Below are 21019 nucleotides of genomic sequence, written 5' to 3'. Positions count from 1 at the left end.
CGATGACCGACCCGGCAGAAGAGGCGCAGCAGCGCGGTGCGCTCACCGGCATCCGCGTGCTCGACCTCAGCGCCTACATCGCCGGGCCCTACGGCTGCACGCTGCTGGCGGACATGGGAGCCACCGTTCTCAAGATCGAGCCGCCCACCGGCGACAACCTGCGCAGGTATCCGTCCACGCTGGATACCGAAAGCCGCGCCTTCATCGGTGTCAACCGCAACAAGAAGGGTCTCGCGCTGGACCTGAAGAAGCCGGAGGGCCTGGAAGTGCTGCACCGTCTGCTCGCGCAGGCCGACGTGCTGGTCCACAACTTCAGGCCCGCGGTGCCGCCGCGGCTGGGCATCGACTACGAACAGCTGCGCGAGCGCTACCCGGCGCTGGTCTATTGCGCGGTGACTGGTTTCGGCGAGAAGGGACCGCTCAAGGACATGGCAGGCTACGACCAGGTGCTGCAGAGCATGACCGGCATCTGCGCCATGCAGGGCAAGGCCGGCGGGCCGCCGGAGATCGCGTACGGCTCGGTGGTGGACTACTACGCCGCCTCGATGCTGGCCATGGGCGTGAGCGCCGCGCTCGTGGAGCGCGCGCGCAGTGGGCGCGGGCAGTACGTGGGGGTCTCGCTGCTGCGCAGTGCGCTGGCCATGCAGTCGGCACGCCTGGTGTGGGCCGAGGGCGAGGGGCGCGAGGTCGCGCGCGACATGCGCTCGGGAGGCGTGACGGGGCTGCATCCCACGCGCGAGGGCTACCTGTACCTGTCGGCCAACACCGCGCATTTCTGGGCCGCGTTGTGCGAACGAACCGGCCTGCACGCGCTGGCCGCCGATCCGCGCCTGGACACCGTGCGCAAGCGCGCGCAGCATGCGGCGGAGATCGTGCCGCAGCTGCGATCGGCGCTGCAGCGGCACAGTGCGCTGGAATGGGAAACGATCTTCGGCGATGCCGTTCCGTGCGCGGCGGTGCGCGCGGTCGAGGACATGTTCGTGCACGAGCAGGTGCTCGCCGAGCAGATGGTGTCGGAGTTCAACCATCCGGAGGTCGGCAGCTATCGCGGCTTCGCCACGCCCGTCAAGTTCGGCAGCACGCCGGGCCCCAAGCCTTTTGCGTCGCCGGGCTTCGGGCAGCATGCGGCGGACATCCTGGCGGCGCATGGCTATGGCGAAGAGGAGATTGCACGGCTGCGCGCATTGGATGTGCTGCCGCAGCGAATGGCGTGACCGCCAGGAAATCGGAAACAGGCGCCGCTTCATCGGCGATGCACCCGGATTCATCGGCCATGCGGCTTCCCCCGCGCCTTCAGCCCTGCGAAACTGTGGGCGCCAGCAGGTGCAGGTCGGCAGCCAGGTCGCGCTTCTGCTCGGCGAACCATGAACCTGGACCCCTTCGTCAGCGTCGATGGAATTCCCTTCTCGGTCTCGCGACAGGAGATCCTGAAGATGCGGGGCCGGCCTGCGAGTGCCGGCCGGAACGACGTCGGGCTGAACGAGCTCGACTACGGGTCGGTGGTCTACCGGTTCCAGGATGGCGGAAGGCTCGAAGAGATCACCGTGCAGGCACGCGTGGTGAACTTCGGCAATGTCGCGGTGCCCTTCGATGCGCTGGCCTCCTTCTTGCGGCGCGAGGACCCGGGGGTGTTCGAGCGGGCGGGCTTCGTCGTCAGCCCGCACTTCGGCCTGGCCTTCGATCCGGATGAGCCGTCGTGGGTGACGGCGCTTGCGGCGCATTGCCTCGATGAGTGGCGGGCTCTTTGAAGCGCGCCCTCTGGCAGGATTCGCGGTTTCCTGGTCCTTGCGCTGCAATGGGATCATTCGTAGGCTGCGACACTTTCGGGATCAAAGGAGCAATTCATGGGCACCCACACCGTCAGACTGCATCGCGTCATTGCCGCGAAACCGGAAAAGGTCTATCGGGCCTTTCTCGACGCCGACGCCAAGGCGCGTTGGCTCCCGCCCAACGGCTTCACGGGCAAGGTTCACAGCATGGACGCCAAGGTGGGCGGCAAGTACAAGATGTCCTTCACCAACTTCACCACGGGCAAGAGCCACGGCTTCGGCGGCGAATACCGCGAGCTCGTGCCCCATGAACGGCTGCGATACACGGATGTGTTCGACGATCCGAACCTGCCCGGAGAGATACAGGTCACGGTCACGCTGAAGCAAGTCTCGGTCGGTACCGAGCTGACCATCGTCCAGGAAGGGCTGCCTGACGTGATTCCCCTGGAAGCGTGTTATCTCGGCTGGCAGGAGTCGCTGCTGAACCTGGCGAGGCTGGTTGAGCCAGAGATCGACGATTAGCTCCGCATGACTCCGCTTCCTTCGCCGCCTCCGGTGCGAGACGTCCTCGTGTCCTATTTCTGGAGCGGCGATGCCATCCGCAGTCGAAGCGTGAGCGATGTCGTGCTCTCGGGCTCGGTCGATGTGCCTGTGCCGCCCGCCAGGCTGTCGGCAGACTGGGAAAGGGAGGTATCGATGCGCCTGGGTCTGGAGCCGGGAGACGTCGAGACACTGCCGTTGGCGCGAGCACGTGCGCGCTGGCCGGACTACGGGCACTGCGTACGCGCCGTGTCCGACTGGACGCGCAGCCTCGGCCTGCAGGAGGTGCTGGCCGCAAGCGAGGTCGCCCTCATGGCCTGCCGCGGCGCGAAGTACCACCACGACGGCGCCCACTACGGCGGCGCGGCCTTTTGCAATCTCTTCCTGAGCGAGGACAAGGGACTGGACCTGCACTTCCCCGCCGCAGGTCATCGAATTCCCCTTGCCAGGGGCACCGCCGTGATCTTCGACACCGGCCAGCCGCACGCCGTCCTCAGGCGCCACAGCGGCAGCTTCGATGCGGCCGACTTCGGGCCCGACCAGGATTGCACCCAGGTGTTCCTGACCTGGGAGCTTCCCATCGAGCATGCCGATGTCGGGCGCGTGCTTCGGGTCGACTTCGACATCGACCCTTCGACCTCGTTGCAGCTGGATGAAGAGCAGGTCCGGCTGAACGGCGCACCGGCGCTCGTGGGCCCGGATTGCGGTCGCTGGTTCTCCGGCAACGGGTCGAGCCCATGCTGAGGAACCTGCCTGCCCGCATCCTGTTCCGCACGCTGATGGCCGCCGAGCGGATGAACAGGCGCCATTCCCTGCTCGGCGACCGGCCGTTCTTCCCGTCCGGCGATCTGCCCTGGCCGCGGCTTCTGGAGGCCCGAACCCCCGAGATCCGCGCCGAACTGGACGCCTTGCTCGCGGACGTCCAGAGGCTTCCGAGCTTCCAGGACATTTCGCCGGACCAGGCCACGCTGACCAGCGATGCCGGCTGGAAGACCTTCTTCTTCAAGGGCTACGGCGTCGAGTTCCCCAGGAACATGCAGCGCTGCCCGCGCACTGCCGAGGCGCTGGCGCTCATTCCCGGCATGAAGACGGCCTTCTTTTCCATCCTCGCCCCCGGCAAGGTCATCCCCGAGCATCGCGGCCCTTACAACGGCGTTCTCAGGTATCACCTCGGCCTGCGCGTTCCGGCATCGGACGAGACTTGCGCCATTCGCGTCGACGGCATCGTCAGGAACTGGTCCGAGGGCGGGTCGCTGGTCTTCGACGACACCTTCATGCACGAGGCCTGGAACCGGACGCCGCATTGGCGCATCGTTCTCTTCGTGGACTTCCTGCGGCCCTTGCCGCTCGTGCCGCGCCTGGTCAACAAGCTCATGATGGCGGTCATGCAGCGCACGGCCTTCGTGAAGGTCGCGGTGAAGAACCAGGCGCGGTGGGAGGACGGGTTCTACGGCTAGTGCGGTGCGCAAACACTGCACGAGCGCGCCGCTGGGGGGCTACCCCAGCACGTCATTCACCTGCGCATTGAATTCCGCCTGCCCGAGCGCCACCCCGATCTCCCTCGGCAGCGCATCCCTCACCGAAAACACCCCCAGGATCTTCTTGCCCGACAGCAGCGGCAGGTGCCGGAATCCGCGCTCCAGCATCAGCACCACCGCATCCGACACCAGCGTCTCCGGCGACACGCAGATCGGGTTGGGCGTCATCACCTCGCGCACGGCCGTGTGATCCGGATCGAGCCCTTTAGCCAGCACCCGCGTCATCAGGTCGCGCTCGGTGAGGATGCCCAGCAGGATGTCCGGCGGCTCCATGACGAGCACGCTGCCGCAGTTGGCGCGGGTCATCACCCCTGCCGCGTCGCGCACGCTGGCGTGCGGGCCCAGGCTCAGCACGTGCTTGCGCGATATGGACTGAAACACAGTACGTTCTTCCGCCATGGCCCGTCCTCCAGCAAAACCGGCATGTTGCGACGAGGCCGCGCTCAGCGCAAGGAGGCGTTGAGCTTTTCAAGCGCCGCGGCGCCGGGGCAGAGCTCGCCGGGCCCCAGCTGGTTGAGCGGCCGGGCACTGGTGTTGAGCGCCGTGTGCAGGTCGGTGGCCAGCGGGTCGACGTACAGCAGGCCGGTCACCACCTCGCCCAGTTCCTGGTGCCGCTGCATGTACGCCATGGCGGCATGGCGGTCGCCGGGGTTGTAGCCCGCGTGCAGGCTGCGCAGCCGCAGCAGGGTGCCGTCGTGCTGGCGCACGTCCATCACCTCGCCGGGCGCCATGTCCACGCTGATCTCGTCGCGGCTGTGGATGAAGTCGATGCGGCTCACCGCCTCGTTGTGCTCGCGCACGTAGTCGTAGCTCTTCGTGCTGCCGGGATGGTTGTTGAATGCGACGCAAGGGCTGAGCACATCGATGAAGGCGGCGCCGCCGTGGCTGAGGGCGCCCTTGATCAAGGGCACGAGCTGCGCCTTGTTGCCCGAGAAGCCACGTCCGACGTAGGTGGCGCCGAGCTGCAGCGCCATGCCCACCAGGTCGACCGGGCTGTCGGTATTGATCGCGCCCTTCTTGCTCTTGGAGCCTTCGTCCGCGGTGGCGGAGAACTGGCCCTTGGTGAGGCCGTAGACGCCGTTGTTCTCCACGATGTAGGCCATCCGCACGCCGCGCCGCATGGCGTGGGCGAACTGGCTGAGGCCGATGGAGGCCGAATCGCCGTCGCCCGAGACGCCCAGGTACAGCAGGTCGCGGTTGGCCAGGTTGGCGCCGGTCAGCACGCTGGGCATGCGGCCGTGCACGGTGTTGAAGCCGTGCGAGGCGCCCAGGAAGTAGTCGGGCGTCTTGGAGCTGCAGCCGATGCCCGAGAGCTTGGCGACGCGGTGCGGCTCGATATCCAGCTCCCAGCAGGCCTCGATGATGGCGGCCGAGATCGAGTCGTGGCCGCAGCCCGCGCACAGGGTGGAGATCTTGCCTTCGTAGTCGCGGCGCGTGTAGCCGACCTTGTTGGTGGCCAGCGTGGGGTGGTGCAGCTTGGGCTTGGCCAGGTAGGTCATGCAGTCTCCTCGGTGTCGTTGCCGGCGCCCGGCGCCTGCTTGCGCACATGCCCGGCGATCGCCTCCGTGACGAAGCGCGCCGTGATGGGCGTGCCGTCGAAATGCAGCACGCGCACCAGCCGGGCCGGATCGATGTCCAGCTCGTTGATCAACAGACTGCGCATCTGCGCGTCGCGGTTCTGCTCGACCACGAAGACCTGCGCATGCTCGGCCAGGAACTGCACCACGCTCTGCGGGAAGGGAAAGGCGCGCAGCCGCATCGCGTCCAGGTGGATGCCGCGGGCCTCGAGCGCCTCCAGCGCCTCGTGCATGGCAGGGGTGGTCGACCCGAAATAGATCACGCCCAGATCGGTCGCCTGCGCGGCCGGGCGCAGCACGGGCTGCGGCACCAGCGCCGCCGCGGTCGCGAACTTCTTCAGCAGCCGCTCCATGTTGTAGATGTAGTCGGGGCCGCGCTCCGAGTAGCGCGCGTAGGCGTCGCGGGTGGTGCCGCGGGTGAAGAAGCTGCCCTTGGTCGGGTGCGTGCCCGGCAGGGTGCGCCAGGGAATGCCGTCGCCGTCCACGTCCTTGTAGCGGCCGAAGTCGCGGCCGGCTTCCAGCTCCTCGGCCGTCATGACCTTGCCGCGGTCGTAGGCGCGGCTCTCGTCCCATTCGAAGGGCGCGCACAGGCGCTGGTTCATGCCGATGTCCAGGTCGGTCATCAGGAACACGGGGGTCTGCAGGCGGTCGGCCAGGTCGAGCGCGGCGGCGGCGTGCTCGAAGCATTCGTGCGGGTCCTCGGGAAACAGCAGCACGTGCTTGGTGTCGCCGTGCGAGGCGTAGGCGCAGCACAGGATGTCGGCTTGCTGGGTGCGGGTGGGCATGCCGGTGGAAGGCCCGCCGCGCTGCACGTTGATGAGGGTGACGGGAATCTCGGCGAAGTAGGCCAGGCCGATGAACTCGGCCATCAGCGAGATGCCCGGGCCCGAGGTCGCGGTGAAGGCGCGCGCGCCGTTCCAGCCGGCCCCCACCACCATGCCGATGGAAGCCAGCTCGTCCTCCGCCTGCACGATCGCAAAGCGGTTCTGCCCGGTGGCCGGGTCCACGCGGAACTTGGCGCAGTACTTCTGGAAGGCCTCGGCCACCGAGGAGGAGGGCGTGATCGGATACCAGGCCGCCACCGTGGCCCCGCCATACACGCAGCCCAGCGCCGCGGCGCTGTTGCCGTCGACGAAGATGCGGTTTCCCACCCGGTCGGCGCGCCGCACCCGCAGGCCCACCGACGCGTTCAGGTGCTCGCGCGCGAAGTCGCAGCCCAGGTGCAGCGCCTGCACGTTGGAGGCCAGCAGCCTTTCCTTGCCCCTGTACTGCTCGCCGAGCAGCTTCTCGACCACCTCGGGCTCGATGCCCAGCAGGATGGCCAGCGCGCCGACGTAGACGATGTTCTTGAACAGCTGCCGCTGCCGCGGGTCGTGGTAGACCGCGTTGCAGATCTCGGTCAGCGGCATGCCGATGACGCGGATGTCCTCGCGGAACTTCGAGGGGGGCAGGGCGCGCGTGCTGTCGTAGAACAGGTAGCCGCCGGGCACCAGCTCGGCCACGTCGGCGTCCCAGGTCTGCGGGTTCATCGCGACCATCATGTCGGTGCCGCCGCGCCGCCCCATGTAGCCGGCTTCGGACACGCGCACCTCGTACCAGGTCGGCAGGCCCTGGATGTTGCTGGGGAAGATGTTGCGCGGGCTCACCGGCACGCCCATGCGCAGGATGGCCTTGGCGAAGAGCTCGTTGGCCGAGGCGGAGCCGGAGCCGTTGACGTTGGCGAACTTGATGACGAAGTCGTTGACGGCGGCGATCGAAGGGATGGCCGGCGCGCTCGTTGCCTCGCGCGCGTCGCCGGTTTCGAAGGCGGACTTTGCGCCTCGGGGTGGAAGCGTGGCGCTCATGCCGGCACCCCCTGCTTCGGCGCGACGCGCGCATCGCGGGCCTGCGGCCCCGCCGGCGTCATCTCGATCAGGAACTTCTGCATGTCCCAAGCCCCGGTGGGGCAGCGCTCGGCGCACAACCCGCAGTGCAGGCAGACATCTTCGTCCTTGACCATCACGCGGCCGGTCTTGAGCCCGCCCGACACGTACAGGTCCTGCGCCAGGTTCAGCGCCGGCGCCTTCAGCCGCTGCCGCAGTTCCGCCTCCTCGCCATTGGCGGTGAAGCTGATGCAGTCCATCGGGCAGATGTCCACGCAGGCATCGCACTCGATGCAGGCGGCCTCGGTGAACACCGTCTCCACATCGCAATTGAGGCAGCGCTCGGCCTCCTTGAAGGCGGTGGCGGCGTCGAAGCCCAGCTCCACCTCGACCCGGATGCTGGCCAGCGCCTTCTCCGCCTTGGCCCAGGGCACCTTGTAGCGCAGGTCGTTCGTGATGTCGTTGTCGTAGCTCCACTCGTGGATGCCCATCTTCTGCGACATCAGGTTGGTCATCGGGGCAGGGCGCAGCTGGATCGACTCGCCGTGCAGCAGCCGGTCGATCGACACCGCGGCCTCGTGCCCGTGGGCCACGGCCTCGATGATGTTCTTGGGGCCGAAGGCCGCATCGCCGCCGAAGAACACCTTCGGCGCGGAGGACTGGAAGGTGTTCTTGTCGAGCACCGGCAGGCCCCACCGGTCGAAGTCGATGCCGCAATCGCGTTCGATCCAGGGGAAGGCGTTCTCCTGGCCCACCGCCACCAGTACCTCGTCGCATTCGAAGAAGGCCTCGGGCTCGCCGGTGGGCACCAGCGTGCGCCGGCCCTGTTCGTCGTACTGCGCCCGGACGATCTGGAACAGCATGCCCACCAGCTTGCCGCTTTCATGCACGAAGGCCTTGGGCACGTGGAAGTTGATGATGGGGATGCCCTCGTGCTGCGCGTCCTCCTTCTCCCACGGCGAGGCCTTCATCTCCTCGAAGCCGCTGCGCACGATCACCTTCACGTCGGTGCCGCCCAGGCGGCGGGCGGAGCGGCAGCAGTCCATCGCGGTGTTGCCGCCGCCCAGCACGATGACGCGCTCCCCGATGCTGGTGATGTGGCCGAAAGAGACGGAAGCCAGCCAGTCGATGCCGATGTGGATGCCGGCCGCGGCTTCTTGCCGGCCGGGCAGGTCCAGGTCGCGCCCGCGCGGGGCCCCGCAGCCGACGAAGATCGCGTCCCAGTCCTGAGCCATCAGGGCCTTCATCGAGTCGATGCGCTCCCCGCCGCGGAACTCGACGCCGAGGTCCAGGATGTAGCCCGTCTCCTCGTCGATCACCGACTCGGGCAGGCGGAAGTGCGGGATCTGCGTGCGCATGAAGCCGCCGGCCCGGTTGCCCTCGTCGAACACCGTCACCTCGTAGCCCAGCGGCGCAAGGTCGCGTGCGACGGTGAGCGAGGCCGGCCCCGCGCCGACGCAGGCGATGCGCTTGCCGTTGCGCGGCTGGGGCACCGGCATGCGCGCGCGCACGTCTTCCTTCATGTCGGCGGCCACGCGCTTGAGCCGGCAGATCGCCACCGGCTCGGGCCGGAATGGCCCCCCAGGGGCTTCGCCCCGGCCCCCCAAGGGGGCGCTCCCGGCTAGGGGCGGCCCGTCGCCGGGCGCATTGCCTTCCTCCACCCGACCGCGCCGGCAGGCCGGCTCGCAGGGACGGTCGCAGGTGCGCCCGAGGATGCCCGGGAAGACGTTCGACACCCAGTTGATCATGTAGGCATCGCCGTAGCGGCGCTGCGCGATCAGTCGGATGTACTCGGGGACGGGGGTGTGCGCCGGACAGGCGTACTGGCAATCGACGACCTTGTGGAAATAGGCCGGGTTCGCGATATCGGTTCGCTGCAAAGCTTTGTCTCCTTGCTGCCGCCCGGGGCCCTCGTGGGTGGGCCGATGCGGGTTTTGCCGCGAGTATGCGCCGCGTGCGGCGCAATGGGGGCTCGGTGAAAGCCCTCAGCGCGTCATGGTCCCGCGGCGAGCGAAGGGGCGGCGTCAGGCCCGCGCCGCGGCCCGCGTCTCGGCGAAGGCGCTGCGGCCCAGCCAGCGCCACAGGTCGCGGGCATCGCGTGCGCCACCGGTCAGACGCACGCGCCGCTCGCGGATCTGGTCCTCCGCCTCGCGGTCGCCGGTCCAGATCTCGGTCAGCGCGAGCACGGTCGATTCGACCACCAGCGTCGGCTCGTCGCCCGGGTTGTCGCGGCAGAGATCGGCCGTGCCCTGGTCGATCACCAGCCACCAGCGCCGCTCGCCCTCGGGGGCATCGGTGAAGCGGAAGTGGACCACGATGCAGCGCTCCGGCGGGCATTCGTCCAGGTGCACGAAGCGTCGGATGTCCCACATCAGGAAGCCCGCGTCGAGCTGCCCCCGCTTGAGGCGGCTGCCGATCCAGCGCGCGCCCCAGTGGCCCAGCGCCAGCACGATGGGGCGCAGCTCCTCGCCGGCACCGGTGAGGTGGTACTCGGCCGACGTGCCCGTGCCCTGGACGCGCTTGACCACGCCGACCTCCTCGAGCTTGCGCAGGCGCTGCGCGAGCAGCGAGCCCGACATGCGCGGCACCCCTCGCCGGATGTCGTTGAAGCGCGTGCTGCCGCACATCAGCTCGCGCACCACGAGCGGCGTCCAGCGCTCGCACAGCACCTCGGCGCCGCGCGCGACGGTGCAGAACTGGCCGTAATCGATCATGGCGCCAATCTAGCTTTTCGCGCGCCCGGAGGCCAGTACAATTCTGGACTGGCGAGGCGAGCTCCGCACGGCCATCCTTGCAGCACCAACCCACCTCAAGGAGATCCACCATGAACGCCGTCGCCACCCCGCCTGTCTTCGATCCCGCCGCCTTCAAGACCACCACCCGCGCGCAATGGCAGGCCGCGGCCGAGGCCTGGCACCGCTGGGGCCCCTTCCTCGGCCGTTGGCTCGGCGAAGCGACCGACACCATGTTCGACCTGGCCCGCATCGGGCCCGGCTCGCGCGTGCTCGACGTCGCGGCCGGTGCCGGCGAGCAGTCGATAGCCGCGGCGCGGCGCGTGGGCGCGGCGGGCCACGTGCTCGCCACCGACATCGCGCCTGCGCTGCTGGAGCGCGCCACCGCCGATGCCCGGGCCGCCGGGCTCGCGAACCTCGAGGTCCGCGAGCTCGACGGAGAGGCGCTCGACACCCTGCCGGCCGCCAGCTTCGATGCCGTGATCAGCCGCGTCGGCCTGATCTACTTTCCCGACCAGCAGCGCGCGCTGGCGGGCATGCGGCGTGCGCTGCGGCCGCGCGGGCGCGTGTCGGCCGTCGTGTACTCGACGCCCGAGCGCAATGCCTTCTTCTCGATCCCCGTGAAGATCATCCGCGAGCGCGCCGGGCTGCCGCCGCCGCTGCCGGGGCAGCCCGGGCCCTTCTCGCTGGGCGGGGAGGGCGTGCTCGAGGCCGCATTCGCGAAGGCGGGCCTGCGGGAGATCGAGGTGCGCAAGGTGCCTTCGCCGGTGCGGCTGCCGAGTGCGGCGGAGTGCGTGCGCTTCGAGCGGGAGTCCTTCGGGGCCCTGCACCAGATGATGATCGGGTTGAGCGAGGAGGAGCGGGCGCGGACCTGGGATGCGATCGAGGAGGCGCTGCGGGGCTTCGAGACCGCCGACGGGTTCGAAGGGCCGTGCGAGATGCTGGTGGGGGCGGGGACCGTGTCCTGACCGGTTGGGCCGCCGTGCCGGTTCAAGGCACCAGCCCGGCCTTGCGCAGGCCCGTCACGAAGCGCTCGAGCGGCGCGGGGCTGGTGTAGGGCAGGACGCGCAGCGTGAGCTCGATCGTGTAGCCGGGATTCAGCGCCATCAGCTCGCGCCAGATCCGGGCGGCCTCGTCGAGGCGGCCGGCGTGGCCGTAGAGCGACGCCAGGTAGGCGCGCGTGACGTCCGACCCCGGCATCTGGATCAGGCGGCGCTTGAAGCTCACTTCGGCCTCGGCGTCGTGCCCGAGTGCGAATTGAGCCCGCCCCTGCGCGTGCCGCCACAGGCTGAACTCCGGGTCCAGGCGCAGGGCCTTCGCCAGCGATTCGATCGACTCCTCGTGCCGCCCGGAAAAATCCAGGATGATGCCCAGCGTCCCATGGCTCTGGGCGGAATTGGGGTCGAGCGCCACCGACTTGCGCGCGGCGCGCTCGGCCTCGTCCAGCCTGCGCAGCCACATCAGCGCGTTCGACATCGCGTGATACGACAGGGGCTCGGCGGGGTCCAGTTCGCAGGCCTTGCGAGCGATCGCCAGGTTCTCCTCCAGATCATCTGCCGTCCGGCCGTTCCAGGCGTTGGCGTACTCGACGCCGCGGGCGATCGCCAGGTAGGCATAGGCCAGCGCCAGCTCCGGTTCGATCGCCAGTGCGCGCTCCAGCATCTCGCGCGTCTCGACCAGGGCCGGTTCCGTGAAATGCAGGATGCAGCTCTTCGCGCGAATGAGATAGTCGTAGGCCTCGACGTTGACCTTGCCGCGATCGTGCCGGCGCGCCTCTTCGTTGCCGGTGAGCCGCACCTCCAGCGTTTCCACGATCTTGCGCGTGACCTCGTCCTGCACCAGGAAGATGTCCTCGAGGTCGCGGTCGTAGCGGTCTGCCCAGACATGCCCGCCGGATTCGGCATCGATCAGCTGCACGTTAATGCGCACCCGCATCCCGTGGCGCCGCACGCTGCCTTCGAGCACGTGCCGCACGCCCAGCTTGGCCCCCACGTCCTTGATGTCGACGTTCTGCTTCTTGAAGGTGAAGGTCGAGTTGCGCGCGATCACGAACAGGCCGGAGATCTTGGAGCAGTCGGTGATGATGTCCTCGGTGATGCCGTCGGCGAAGTACTCCTGCTCCGGGTCGCCGCTCATGTTGGTGAAGGGCAGCACGGCCAGCGAGGGCCGGTCCGGCAGGCGCAATGCCGGGCCGTTGGAGCGCGGGGATGCGGGCGCCGGCTCGGCAGGCTTCAGCTGAAAGGCGTGGACCAGGTGCGCGATGTTCTTCATCGGCTGCTCGCCCTGGTCGACGAAGCTGGCGACGATCCGGTCGCGCACGGCCCCGTGCACCGCGTCGGACACGACGATGCCGCCCGCCTCGGCCACCGCGCACAGCCGCGAGGCGATGTTGACGCCGTCGCCGTAGACCGTGCCGTCCGCCTTCTCGATCACGTCGCCCATGTGGATGCCGATGCGAAAGAGCATGCGCCGGTCCTGCGGCACGCCGCCGGTGGATGCGCCCAGCTGCTGCTGGACGGCGATGGCGGCCGTCACCGCGCCCGCTGCGGTCTCGAACACGGCGAGCACCGAATCGCCGGCCATGTCGATCACGCGGCCGTGGCCGGCCTCGATGCGGCTGCGGAAAACCGCCCGGGCGGCATCGAGCGCGGCCACGGTGCCGCGATCGTCGATGGCCATCAGGCGCGAATAGCCCACCGCGTCCGCGGCGAGGATCGCCAGCAGGCGTTGTTTGAGATCAGACGAGTTCACCGATGCCGACTCCATGGGGAACAGACGAGTCCACCAGAGCCGGAGCATATTACGCTCCTCGCGGGCGTTCGGCGGCGGCGCTCGATCACGCTTAGCCGAAGCCGCGCGCTACGGTCCGGTGCGGTGCTGGTCGCCCGAGTCCGCGAGGTGCCGCAGCAACAGGTCCGCGGCCGGCGACAGCGCCTCGCCGGTCTTGGTGGCCATCAACAGCCGGCGCACCGCCCAGGGGTCCTTGAGCCGCACGACGCGCAGGTCCAGCACACTGACCTGCGCCGAGCAGGCCGCCAGCGGCACCACGCCGATGCCCAGGCCTGCCGCGATCATGTGGCACATCGCATCGAAGCTGCGCACCTGCACGCGCAGCCGCATCGGAACGCCGGCCTGCTCGGCCGCGCGCGAGGTCAGCTCCAGCAGCGAGCTGCTGCGGTTCAGGCCCACGAACTCGTAAGCCAGGCAGGTCTTGAAATCGACCCGCTTCAGGCGCGCCAGCGGATGCTGCCGGGCGCACAGCACGACCAGCTCGTCGGTCTGGAAGGGCGCGATGTCCAGCCCGTAGGCCGGCGTGTTCTCGGCGAACACGCCGACGTCGGCCAGGCCGTCGACCAGGGCGCGCACGATGTCGCCGCTCAGCTGCTCCTCGACCTCGACGCGGATGTCGGGATGCCGCTCCAGAAAGCTTGCAAGCGCCGCCGGCAGGAACTCCGTGAGCGCCGACATGTTGGCCCACAGGCGCACGTGGCCGCGCACGCCGGCCGCGTAGTCGCCGAGCTCGCTGCTGAACTGCTCGAAGCCCTGGAACAGGCGCATCGCGTGCTGCATCGCCACGTGGCCGGCGGGCGTCAGCGCGATGCCCTGGGCGCTGCGCTCCAGCAGCTTCGAGCCGGTGGCGCTCTCGAAATCGGAAAGGCGCCGGCTCGCCGCCGAAAGCGCCAGGTGGCAGGCTTCGGCGCCCTTGGTGATGCTGCCCGACTGCGCCACTGCGCAGAACAGGCGCAGCGTGACGAAATCGATGCGCGCCGGGTTGATCGTGCGGGCCATGCGCGGGATTCTAGGCAAGGCCTTCGCGTTTTGCGAAGCCCTGCTGCCGTCAAAGCAATTCCGCGAAAGCTCCCGCGTTTCTACAGTGGAGGCCATTCCACTCAAGAGACGAACACCACGCCATGAACGCACTCGAAGGCCTCAAAGTCCTGGAGCTCGGCCAGCTCATCGCCGGCCCCTTTGCCGGCAAGACGCTGGCCGAATTCGGCGCCGACGTGATCAAGGTCGAGCCCGCCGAGGTGGGCGATCCGCTGCGCAAGTGGCGCATGCTGCGCGACGGCAGCTCGGTGTGGTGGGAAGTGCAGTCGCGCAACAAGCGCTCGGTCTGCCTCGACCTGCGCAGCGCCGAAGGGCAGGAGGCGGTGCGCGCCCTGGCGCTCGAGGCCGACGTGCTGATCGAGAACTTCAAGCCCGGCACGCTCGAAGGCTGGGGCCTGGGCTGGGAGCAACTGCATGCGCTCAATCCCGGGCTGGTGATGCTGCGCATCTCGGGCTACGGCCAGACCGGCCCTTACCGCGACAAGCCGGGCTTCGGCGTGCTCGGCGAATCCATGGGCGGCCTGCGCTACCTCAGCGGCGAGCCGGGCCGGGTGCCGGTGCGCGTGGGCATCTCGCTGGGCGACACGCTGTCGGCGCTGCACGGCGTGATCGGCGTGCTGATGGCGCTCTACCACCGCGCGGCCCACGGCGGCGAGGGCCAGTTCATCGACGTGGCGCTCTACGAGTCGGTCTTCAACGTGATGGAGAGCCTGCTGCCCGAGTACGACGCCTTCGGCACGGTGCGCGAGCGCGCGGGCAGCGCCCTGCCGGGCATCGCGCCCACCAACGCCTACCGGTGCAACGATGGCCACTACGTGCTGGTGGCGGGCAACGGCGACAGCATCTTCCGCCGGCTGATGCGGGCGATCGAGCGCCCCGACCTGGAGGACGACCCGGCGCTGCGCCACAACGACGGCCGCGTGGCGCAGGTCGAGATGCTCGATGCCGCCATCGAGGCCTGGACCGTGCAGCGCAGCCGCGACGAGGTGCTGGCCGTGCTCGATGCGGCCGGCGTGCCGGTCGGGCGCATCTACACGGTGGCCGACATCGCGAGCGACCCGCAGTACCTGGCGCGCGAAATGATCGTCGAGGCGCCCACCTCCGATGGCCGAACGCTCAAGGTGCCGGGCATCGTGCCCAAGCTGAGCGCCACGCCCGGCCGCATCGCGCATCCGGCGCCGCGGCTGGGCGAGCACGACGATCAATTGCGGCCCGGCGCCGGCTGGCCCGCACGCACCCGCTGAAAGGACTTCGCATGAACACCGGCAACGGCACGCGCCTCGGCGTCAACGAGGTCGCCACCCGCGACGGCTTCCAGATGGAAAGCCGCTTCATTCCCACCGAGGACAAGATCGCGCTGGTCGACCGCCTGAGCGGCCTGGGCTACGCCAAGATCGAGGTCACCTCCTTCACATCGCCCAAGGCCATCCCGGCGCTGCGCGACGGCGAGGAGGTCATGGGCCGCATCGCGCGCCGCCCCGGCGTGGTCTACACCGCGCTGGTGCCCAACCTGCGCGGCGGCGAGCGTGCGCTGGACAGCCGCGTCGACGAGTTCAACATCGTGATGTCGGCCAGCGAGACCCACAACCTCGCCAACCTGCGCATGACGCGCGAGCAGTCCTTCGCCCAGCTGGCCGAGGTGATCGCGCTGGCGCGCCAGGCGAAAGTGCCGGTGAACGTGTCGCTGTCCTGCGCGTTCGGCTGCCCGATGGAGGGCGAGGTGCCGCTCGACGGCGTGCTGGGCTGGATCGACCGCTTCGCCGCGCTGGACGTGGCCGGCATCACGCTGTGCGACACCACGGGCATGGCCTATCCGACGCAGGTGCAGGACGTCTGCGCGAGCGCGCTGGCGCGCTTCGAGGCGCTGGATTTCACCGCGCATTTCCACAACACCCGCGCCATGGGGCTGGTCAACACGGTCGCGGCGGTCGAGGCGGGCGTGCGCCGCTTCGACATGTCGCTCGGCGGCATCGGCGGCTGCCCCTATGCGCCCGGCGCGACGGGCAACGTCGCGACCGAGGACGTGGTCCACATGCTGCAGTGCATGGGCTACGACACGGGCATGGACCTCGACGGCCTGATCGGCGCCGCGGCCCAGCTCGAAGCGCTGGTGCAGCACGACCTGCCGGCCCAGGTGTCGCGCGCCGGCCATCGCCTCACGCGGCATGCGCCGCCGGCGGATTTCAGCGAGATCGTCGATCGCGCCAAGGCGCGTGGCGAAGGCAGAAAGGAGCTGCGGGCATGATCGACCATCTGGACCACCTGGTGCTGACCACCGCCGACGAGACCGCCTGCGTGCGCTTCTACATCGAGGTGCTGGGCATGACGCTCGAGACTTTCGGGGAAGGCCGCAAGGCTTTCCGCTTCGGCAACCAGAAGATCAACCTGCACCTGAAGGGGCATGAGTTCGAGCCCAAGGCGCAGGCGCCGACGCCCGGCGCGCTGGACCTCTGCTTCATTGCCGCCGTGCCGCTGGACGACGTGATCGCGCGCCTCGCCGAGAAGCAGGTGCCCATCGTCGAAGGCCCCGTGCTGCGCACCGGCGCGACGTCGCGCATCCGCTCGGTCTATGTGCGCGACCCGGATCTCAACCTCATCGAGATCTCGGAGTTGAAGGCCTGAGCCCACCCGCATTTTTTGAAAAGGAGACAAGACATGAAACTCGCCCCCCGTCTGCTCGCGGCCTGCGCCGCATCCGCCGTGATGGCCTCGCACGCCGACACCTTTCCTTCGAAGCCCATCACCTTCATCGTCCCCACGGCGCCGGCCGGCTCCACCGACATCATGGCGCGCATGGTCGGCGATCCGCTGTCGCGTGCGCTCGGCCAGCCCGTCGTGGTCGACAACAAGCCGGGTGCCAGCGGCAACATCGGCACCGAGGCCGTGGCCCGCGCCGCGCCCGATGGCTACACGCTGCTCATGCAGTACTCCGGCTACCACGTGGGCAATCCCGCGCTGTTCCAGCAGATCAAGTGGAACCCGACGAAGGACTTCGTCCCCGTCGCGCTCGTGATGCGCGCGCCGCACGTGGTGGCGGTGAGCGGCAAGCTGCCGGTCAATTCGATGAAGGAGCTGATCGAGTACGGCAAGAAGAAGGGCGACGGCGGCCTCAACTACGCCTCCTCCGGCAACGGCTCCATCCAGCACATCGCAGGCGAGCTGCTGTCGCGCCAGGCGAAGCAGCCGATGACCCATGTGCCCTACAAGGGCTCGGGCCCGGCGATCAACGACCTGATCTCGGGCAACGTCGACATGTTCATCACCACGCCGCCTTCGGTGATCGGCCACATCGGCAGCGGCAAGCTCAAGGCGCTGGCTTATACGGGCACCCAGCGGCATCCCTCGATGCCCAACGTGCCGACCTCTGCCGAGGCCGGGCTGCCGGGCTACGAGGTGGATTCGTGGTTCGCGGTTTTTGCGCCGGCGAAGACACCGCCGGAAGTCGTCGCCAAGCTGAGCAGCGAAATCCGCAAGATCGTCGAGAGCGAAAGCTTTCGCAAGAAGGTGGATGACCAGGGCGCCTTCGCGGTCTACATGGACTCGCCCGCGCTGGGCAAGTTCGTGGACCAGGAACTGGCGAAGTGGTCGAAGGTGATCAAGGCAGCCGAGATCAAGGCCGACTAGGAACGCGGACGGCGCTGCGGCCGCGGGAATCAGTGGGCGGCGCCGGCCTCGGCGATGAACTTCAGCAGGTCGTGGTAGCCGGGGCCGAACTCCTGCGTGTCCACGCCGGCCAGCAGTTGCAGGCTCTTGGCCCGCGCAGTGCCGTCGATGCCGCGGCTGGAGCGCACGCTCAGTTCGGGATCGGCGTTGCCCTCGTCACGCTCGGACTCGCACACCACCACGATGGCGCCCGCGCACATCGCCAGGTCGCCACGCCGGAACAGGCGGCGTGCATCGGCCGGCCGAAAAACCAGACGGGGCGCGCGGCGCGGTGCGGTGGCGGGCGATGGTGCGAAGGTGATCTTGGCCATGAAAGTGCTCGTGGAACGAAGCAGTGCTGTGATGGCGCCAATGGTCGCGTAAAAATGGATGCGAGAGGAGATTCCCGTAAAAGGGAAGTTCAACAAACTGTGGCATTAGTCGCCCGCAGGCGCAACAAACCATCCGCCATAGGCTGAAGGCTCAATCGAAAGTTCTCAGTCAGGAGCAGACGTAGGAAGCCGCCTGCCGCGGATCGCCGCCGGTCAACGTGGCCTTGGTCGGATACATGCAGATCGGGCGCGAACTGGCGGGCGATGTGCCGGTGGCCGGTGCCGAGATGTCGATGCGCTCGGGCGAGTTGCCGCTTTCCACCCACAGCGTCAGCGCCAGGTAAAGCTGGGCGTTGGTCGGCAGCGGCGGATTCGCCGCCGGGTTGGTCGTGCCGTTGCCGAAGGTGTGGCCCATGCCGGGCACCAGGAACAGCCGGTAGAAGTTGCGCGCTACCGAATCGCCGCCCACCCGCGAGGCCAGGCGTGTGTAGTAGTTCACGGTGCCCTGCGGCGGGATCAGCGTGTCGGCGAGGCCGTGATAGACCAGCATCTTGCCGCCGCGTGCGGCGAATCGATCGAGGTCCGGATCGTCGGTGTTGATGTTGGCGAAGGCGGCCTGCAGGGCCACGCCCTGGTCGAAGGCGTTGGAGAGGTCCGCGTACGACAGGCTCGTCCACCGGTTGATCCCGTTGCCCGTCGCGTTGATGAAGGAAGGCGTGGCCCAGGTCGGGTCCTGCAGTTCCAGCGCCACCATGTCGGTCGCGATGGTGAAAGGCGTCGCGCCGCCCAGCCCCGCCAGGCTGGTGCCGCGCGTCAGCCCGTACCAGCGCTGGTTGGCCGAGGTGGCCGGCGAGGTGGCGAAGCCGTTGTCCGCCGAGGGGGCGGGCACGGAGCCGTTGCTGGTCTGCCCGTACCAGATCTTGTTCATCGCCAGGGCCTGGGCGGCCGTGACGCAGCTGCCGGCAGGCCCGGTGCCGCCGCTGCTGGGGCACAGCACGGCGGCGTCCAGCTGCGGGTCGTAGCGGCATTGGGAGGGATCGGGGATGTAGCCCAGATGCTGGCTGTTCACCACGTCGCAGGCGTTGATGGCGGCATTGCCCATCAGCGTCAGCTGGGCCGCGGTCAGCGGCACGCCGCCGAGGTCGCGCTGGTAGACGATCTGCGGGTACAGCTCGGCGGTGATGAATTTCGTCCAGTTGATGGCCGGAGCGCCTGCCAGGATGCCGTCGAAGTCGCCCGGATGGGCCTGCGCCTCCATGTGCCCCTGGCGGCCGCCGGTGGAGAAGCCGTTCCAATAGGAGAACCGCGGCGCGCTGCCGTAGAAGGCGGTCGCCAGCGCCTTGGTCTTCACGGCCATTTCATGGATGCCGCGCTGCGCGAAGTCGTTCCACAGCGCCGTGTTGACGGTGCCGTCGGGCTTCATCGCGAAGGAGCCGCCGTTGGCGGTGTTGGCGTGGCCGGTGTCGGTGCTCGCGGAGACCGCCCCTTCCACCATGGCCGTGTTTGCCGGGGTGCCGGCGCTGCCGCCGGTGACGCCGGCCAGCGCCGTCAGCGAGGTGTGCACGCCGCCGGCCCAGCCGCCGCCGCCCTTCACATGCACGCGGCCGTTCCACTTCGCCTCGCCGGGCAGCCAGACCTCGATGCCGATGCCCGGCGAGGTCGAGGGCGCGTCCGCCGGGCCCGGGTTGCCCGGCCCCACCAGCAGCTTCACCACGCAGAGGTCGGTGGTGGCGGTGGGTGTGGTCGGCGTGGGGGTGCCCGTCAGCAGCAGCGGATCGCCGGTCTTGAAGGATTTGACCAGCAGCACGCTGGTATTGGCGTCGGGCTTGAAGCCGGACTTGATCGAATCGTCGCAGGAGAGCCGGGATTGGCCGGGCGGAGGCAGGACCACGCCGCCCCCGTGCCCGCCGCCGCCACCGCCGCCGCAGGCAGCGAGCCCGCCGGCCGCCGCGATGCAGGCCACGCGGGCCCATGCCTTCACCCAAACTTCGAAGCGGCTCTCTCCACGCATGGCGTCCCCCTTTTCGTCGGCTGCCCGCCGGAGCCGGCGGTCTGAGCGCCAAAGGGTCATGCGCCGCGAGCGGCGTGCGATGCGTAGGACGGCGCCGCCGGCTACGAACGTCGACGGCCTACAGACTGCAACGCCGGGTAGGCTGCCCATCCGGTCGGAGCGACAATGAGGCCGGCACAACGAGAGGACGACCGGATGAGCAAGGACATCGCGCAGATCGCTGCCTGGTTGCAACCGCAGGAGATCCTGTTCGACGTCGACGTGCGCGACCGGAATCATGCGCTCGAGGTCGCGGCGGCGGCGATCTGCCGGGCCCGGGGGCTCGATCCGGCGCCGGTCGTTCGCGCGCTGTGGCGGCGCGAGCAGGCCGGCACCACCGCACTCGGCGACGGATTCGCGATTCCGCACGCCTGCATCGGCGGCATCGCGCAGCCGACCACCTTGTTCATGCGCACCCGCCGTGCCATCGCCTTCCATGCGCCGGACGGCAAGCCGGTCTCGCAGCTGCTGGCCATCATGGTCCCGGAGGAGGGCGCCAGGGACGATCATCTGCAGTTGCTCGCGCTGGTCGCCCGGCTCTTCTCCGACCGCGGTTTCCGGGCGCAGCTCGACGGCGCGTCCGATGCGGCGGCTGCTTCGGAAGTGTTCCGGGCCGGGATCGCGCGTGTGGCGGCCGCTTCGTCCTAGCGCGATCGGCGCCCAGCCTCGCCAGGTGGCCCACTAGAATTCGCTCGTCTTCGACTGCAAAGGATGTCCGGCGTGAGATGGTGGTTCGCGTGCTTCGGTCTGGTGGGCGCCAGCGTCGCGGCCGAGGCCGCGTGGTTCACCGTCACCGGCAATCCCGAAGATCCGTCGGTGAACACGGTGCAGGTCGATCCGGTGGCGATCAAGATCACGGGCGAGCGCAGGGTCATGAACGTGCGCGTGAGCCGCTCGCAGGACCGCGTCAACTGGGAGGGCGTGCCCTACCGTTCGTACGACGCCCGCGTCGCCTTCGATTGCCGGGCCAGGAAGGGCGAGTACCTGTTCGCGCGCTTCTACATGGCGGCCCTGTGGCAGGGCGAGGTGCACAAGGCCACCGACTATTCGGAGAAGCCGCGGCCGATGCGATTTCTCAGCATCGAACCCAATCCCGCCGATCGCATCGTCCGCGCAGCCTGCCACGCCAGCGGGCAATAGCCGGCAGCC

At 68.9% G+C, this 21019-nt stretch carries 21 protein-coding genes; 12 read left to right on the top strand and 9 right to left on the bottom strand.

Annotation, left to right across the window (positions count from 1 at the left end):
* Positions 1-2 precede the first annotated feature (2 nt).
* The 5 genes from AC3A6Y_RS14960 (at position 3) to AC3A6Y_RS14940 (ending at position 3766) form a co-directional block, all read left to right on the top strand.
* Positions 3-1214, top strand: coding sequence for a CaiB/BaiF CoA transferase family protein (locus AC3A6Y_RS14960; RefSeq protein WP_487869002.1), 1212 nt, complete (start codon positions 3-5; stop codon positions 1212-1214).
* Between the two features lie 150 nt (positions 1215-1364).
* A complete protein-coding gene (locus AC3A6Y_RS14955; protein WP_487869001.1) occupies positions 1365-1748 on the top strand; it encodes a hypothetical protein in 384 nt (127 codons plus the stop codon).
* A gap of 96 nt (positions 1749-1844) precedes the next feature.
* Complete coding sequence (locus AC3A6Y_RS14950) at positions 1845-2291, top strand: SRPBCC family protein (RefSeq protein WP_487869000.1); 447 nt, start codon at positions 1845-1847, stop codon at positions 2289-2291.
* Positions 2292-2297: 6 nt separating this feature from the next.
* Positions 2298-3053 (top strand): hypothetical protein, encoded by a 756-nt coding sequence (locus tag AC3A6Y_RS14945; RefSeq protein WP_487868999.1) that lies wholly within the window; start codon positions 2298-2300, stop codon positions 3051-3053.
* Positions 3047-3766: an aspartyl/asparaginyl beta-hydroxylase domain-containing protein gene (locus AC3A6Y_RS14940; RefSeq protein WP_487868998.1), complete on the top strand. Its 720-nt coding sequence runs from the start codon at positions 3047-3049 to the stop codon at positions 3764-3766. Before AC3A6Y_RS14945 ends, AC3A6Y_RS14940 begins: the two co-directional genes overlap by 7 nt.
* A 39-nt stretch (positions 3767-3805) precedes the next feature.
* Here AC3A6Y_RS14940 and AC3A6Y_RS14935 read toward each other — a convergent pair whose 3' ends face one another.
* From AC3A6Y_RS14935 to AC3A6Y_RS14915, 5 genes are all read right to left on the bottom strand, one after another.
* Complete coding sequence (locus tag AC3A6Y_RS14935) at positions 3806-4246, bottom strand: CBS domain-containing protein (protein WP_487868997.1); 441 nt, start codon at positions 4244-4246, stop codon at positions 3806-3808.
* 44 nt (positions 4247-4290) lie between these two features.
* Positions 4291-5346, bottom strand: a complete 1056-nt coding sequence (locus tag AC3A6Y_RS14930) for a 2-oxoacid:ferredoxin oxidoreductase subunit beta (RefSeq protein ID WP_487868996.1) — start codon at positions 5344-5346, stop codon at positions 4291-4293.
* Positions 5343-7268 (bottom strand): 2-oxoacid:acceptor oxidoreductase subunit alpha, encoded by a 1926-nt coding sequence (locus AC3A6Y_RS14925; RefSeq protein ID WP_487868995.1) that lies wholly within the window; start codon positions 7266-7268, stop codon positions 5343-5345. Before AC3A6Y_RS14925 ends, AC3A6Y_RS14930 begins: the two co-directional genes overlap by 4 nt.
* Complete coding sequence (locus AC3A6Y_RS14920) at positions 7265-9166, bottom strand: FAD-dependent oxidoreductase (protein WP_487868994.1); 1902 nt, start codon at positions 9164-9166, stop codon at positions 7265-7267. Before AC3A6Y_RS14920 ends, AC3A6Y_RS14925 begins: the two co-directional genes overlap by 4 nt.
* Positions 9167-9310: 144 nt before the next feature.
* A complete protein-coding gene (locus tag AC3A6Y_RS14915) occupies positions 9311-10000 on the bottom strand; it encodes a winged helix-turn-helix transcriptional regulator (RefSeq protein ID WP_487868993.1) in 690 nt (229 codons plus the stop codon).
* A 110-nt stretch (positions 10001-10110) separates the two neighbouring features.
* Here AC3A6Y_RS14915 and AC3A6Y_RS14910 point away from each other — a divergent pair, with 110 nt between their 5' ends.
* Positions 10111-10986: a class I SAM-dependent methyltransferase gene (locus tag AC3A6Y_RS14910; protein ID WP_487868992.1), complete on the top strand. Its 876-nt coding sequence runs from the start codon at positions 10111-10113 to the stop codon at positions 10984-10986.
* Positions 10987-11008: 22 nt separating this feature from the next.
* Here AC3A6Y_RS14910 and AC3A6Y_RS14905 read toward each other — a convergent pair whose 3' ends face one another.
* The gene (locus AC3A6Y_RS14905) at positions 11009-12769 is read right to left on the bottom strand and encodes an adenylate/guanylate cyclase domain-containing protein (RefSeq protein WP_487868991.1); all 1761 of its coding nucleotides are present in this window, start codon (positions 12767-12769) and stop codon (positions 11009-11011) included.
* A gap of 108 nt (positions 12770-12877) precedes the next feature.
* Positions 12878-13807 (bottom strand): LysR family transcriptional regulator, encoded by a 930-nt coding sequence (locus tag AC3A6Y_RS14900; protein ID WP_487868990.1) that lies wholly within the window; start codon positions 13805-13807, stop codon positions 12878-12880.
* Between the two features lie 122 nt (positions 13808-13929).
* Between AC3A6Y_RS14900 and AC3A6Y_RS14895 the strand changes: the two genes are divergently transcribed.
* From AC3A6Y_RS14895 to AC3A6Y_RS14880, 4 genes are read left to right on the top strand one after another with little or no spacing between them, the layout of a single operon-like run.
* Positions 13930-15090 (top strand): CaiB/BaiF CoA transferase family protein, encoded by a 1161-nt coding sequence (locus AC3A6Y_RS14895; RefSeq protein ID WP_487868989.1) that lies wholly within the window; start codon positions 13930-13932, stop codon positions 15088-15090.
* Positions 15091-15101: 11 nt separating this feature from the next.
* Positions 15102-16091, top strand: a complete 990-nt coding sequence (locus tag AC3A6Y_RS14890) for a hydroxymethylglutaryl-CoA lyase (RefSeq protein WP_487868988.1) — start codon at positions 15102-15104, stop codon at positions 16089-16091.
* Complete coding sequence (locus AC3A6Y_RS14885) at positions 16088-16468, top strand: VOC family protein (RefSeq protein ID WP_487868987.1); 381 nt, start codon at positions 16088-16090, stop codon at positions 16466-16468. Before AC3A6Y_RS14890 ends, AC3A6Y_RS14885 begins: the two co-directional genes overlap by 4 nt.
* Before the next feature lie 33 nt (positions 16469-16501).
* A complete protein-coding gene (locus AC3A6Y_RS14880; protein WP_487868986.1) occupies positions 16502-17470 on the top strand; it encodes a Bug family tripartite tricarboxylate transporter substrate binding protein in 969 nt (322 codons plus the stop codon).
* A gap of 29 nt (positions 17471-17499) precedes the next feature.
* Here AC3A6Y_RS14880 and AC3A6Y_RS14875 read toward each other — a convergent pair whose 3' ends face one another.
* Both AC3A6Y_RS14875 and AC3A6Y_RS14870 read right to left on the bottom strand, forming a co-directional pair.
* Positions 17500-17820 carry a hypothetical protein gene (locus tag AC3A6Y_RS14875; RefSeq protein ID WP_487868985.1) on the bottom strand — a complete coding sequence of 107 codons (321 nt, stop codon included), beginning with the start codon at positions 17818-17820 and terminating at the stop codon, positions 17500-17502.
* Between the two features lie 169 nt (positions 17821-17989).
* On the bottom strand, positions 17990-19831 hold the full coding sequence (locus AC3A6Y_RS14870; RefSeq protein WP_487868984.1) for a tannase/feruloyl esterase family alpha/beta hydrolase: 1842 nt from the start codon (positions 19829-19831) through the stop codon (positions 17990-17992).
* 195 nt (positions 19832-20026) lie between these two features.
* Here AC3A6Y_RS14870 and AC3A6Y_RS14865 point away from each other — a divergent pair, with 195 nt between their 5' ends.
* Both AC3A6Y_RS14865 and AC3A6Y_RS14860 read left to right on the top strand, forming a co-directional pair.
* On the top strand, positions 20027-20518 hold the full coding sequence (locus AC3A6Y_RS14865; protein ID WP_487868983.1) for a PTS sugar transporter subunit IIA: 492 nt from the start codon (positions 20027-20029) through the stop codon (positions 20516-20518).
* Between the two features lie 72 nt (positions 20519-20590).
* Entirely contained in the window at positions 20591-21010 is a 420-nt protein-coding gene (locus AC3A6Y_RS14860; RefSeq protein WP_487868982.1) for a surface-adhesin E family protein, read from the top strand.
* The last annotated feature ends 9 nt before the right edge of the window (positions 21011-21019 follow it).

It is taken from the genome of Variovorax sp. Soil_C_17 (assembly GCF_057657265.1).
This window is presented reverse-complemented; position numbering and strand designations above follow the sequence as displayed.

Coding starts and splice junctions, on each gene's coding strand:
- AC3A6Y_RS14910 (WP_487868992.1), top strand. CDS start 10,111: ATGAACGCCGTCGCCACCCCGCCTGTCTTCGATCCCGCCGCCTTCAAG.
- AC3A6Y_RS14865 (WP_487868983.1), top strand. CDS start 20,027: ATGAGCAAGGACATCGCGCAGATCGCTGCCTGGTTGCAACCGCAGGAG.
- AC3A6Y_RS14870 (WP_487868984.1), bottom strand. CDS start 19,831: ATGCGTGGAGAGAGCCGCTTCGAAGTTTGGGTGAAGGCATGGGCCCGC.
- AC3A6Y_RS14885 (WP_487868987.1), top strand. CDS start 16,088: ATGATCGACCATCTGGACCACCTGGTGCTGACCACCGCCGACGAGACC.
- AC3A6Y_RS14890 (WP_487868988.1), top strand. CDS start 15,102: ATGAACACCGGCAACGGCACGCGCCTCGGCGTCAACGAGGTCGCCACC.
- AC3A6Y_RS14935 (WP_487868997.1), bottom strand. CDS start 4,246: ATGGCGGAAGAACGTACTGTGTTTCAGTCCATATCGCGCAAGCACGTG.
- AC3A6Y_RS14880 (WP_487868986.1), top strand. CDS start 16,502: ATGAAACTCGCCCCCCGTCTGCTCGCGGCCTGCGCCGCATCCGCCGTG.
- AC3A6Y_RS14945 (WP_487868999.1), top strand. CDS start 2,298: ATGACTCCGCTTCCTTCGCCGCCTCCGGTGCGAGACGTCCTCGTGTCC.
- AC3A6Y_RS14940 (WP_487868998.1), top strand. CDS start 3,047: ATGCTGAGGAACCTGCCTGCCCGCATCCTGTTCCGCACGCTGATGGCC.
- AC3A6Y_RS14955 (WP_487869001.1), top strand. CDS start 1,365: ATGAACCTGGACCCCTTCGTCAGCGTCGATGGAATTCCCTTCTCGGTC.
- AC3A6Y_RS14950 (WP_487869000.1), top strand. CDS start 1,845: ATGGGCACCCACACCGTCAGACTGCATCGCGTCATTGCCGCGAAACCG.
- AC3A6Y_RS14915 (WP_487868993.1), bottom strand. CDS start 10,000: ATGATCGATTACGGCCAGTTCTGCACCGTCGCGCGCGGCGCCGAGGTG.
- AC3A6Y_RS14925 (WP_487868995.1), bottom strand. CDS start 7,268: ATGAGCGCCACGCTTCCACCCCGAGGCGCAAAGTCCGCCTTCGAAACC.
- AC3A6Y_RS14930 (WP_487868996.1), bottom strand. CDS start 5,346: ATGACCTACCTGGCCAAGCCCAAGCTGCACCACCCCACGCTGGCCACC.
- AC3A6Y_RS14895 (WP_487868989.1), top strand. CDS start 13,930: ATGAACGCACTCGAAGGCCTCAAAGTCCTGGAGCTCGGCCAGCTCATC.
- AC3A6Y_RS14960 (WP_487869002.1), top strand. CDS start 3: ATGACCGACCCGGCAGAAGAGGCGCAGCAGCGCGGTGCGCTCACCGGC.
- AC3A6Y_RS14900 (WP_487868990.1), bottom strand. CDS start 13,807: ATGGCCCGCACGATCAACCCGGCGCGCATCGATTTCGTCACGCTGCGC.
- AC3A6Y_RS14875 (WP_487868985.1), bottom strand. CDS start 17,820: ATGGCCAAGATCACCTTCGCACCATCGCCCGCCACCGCACCGCGCCGC.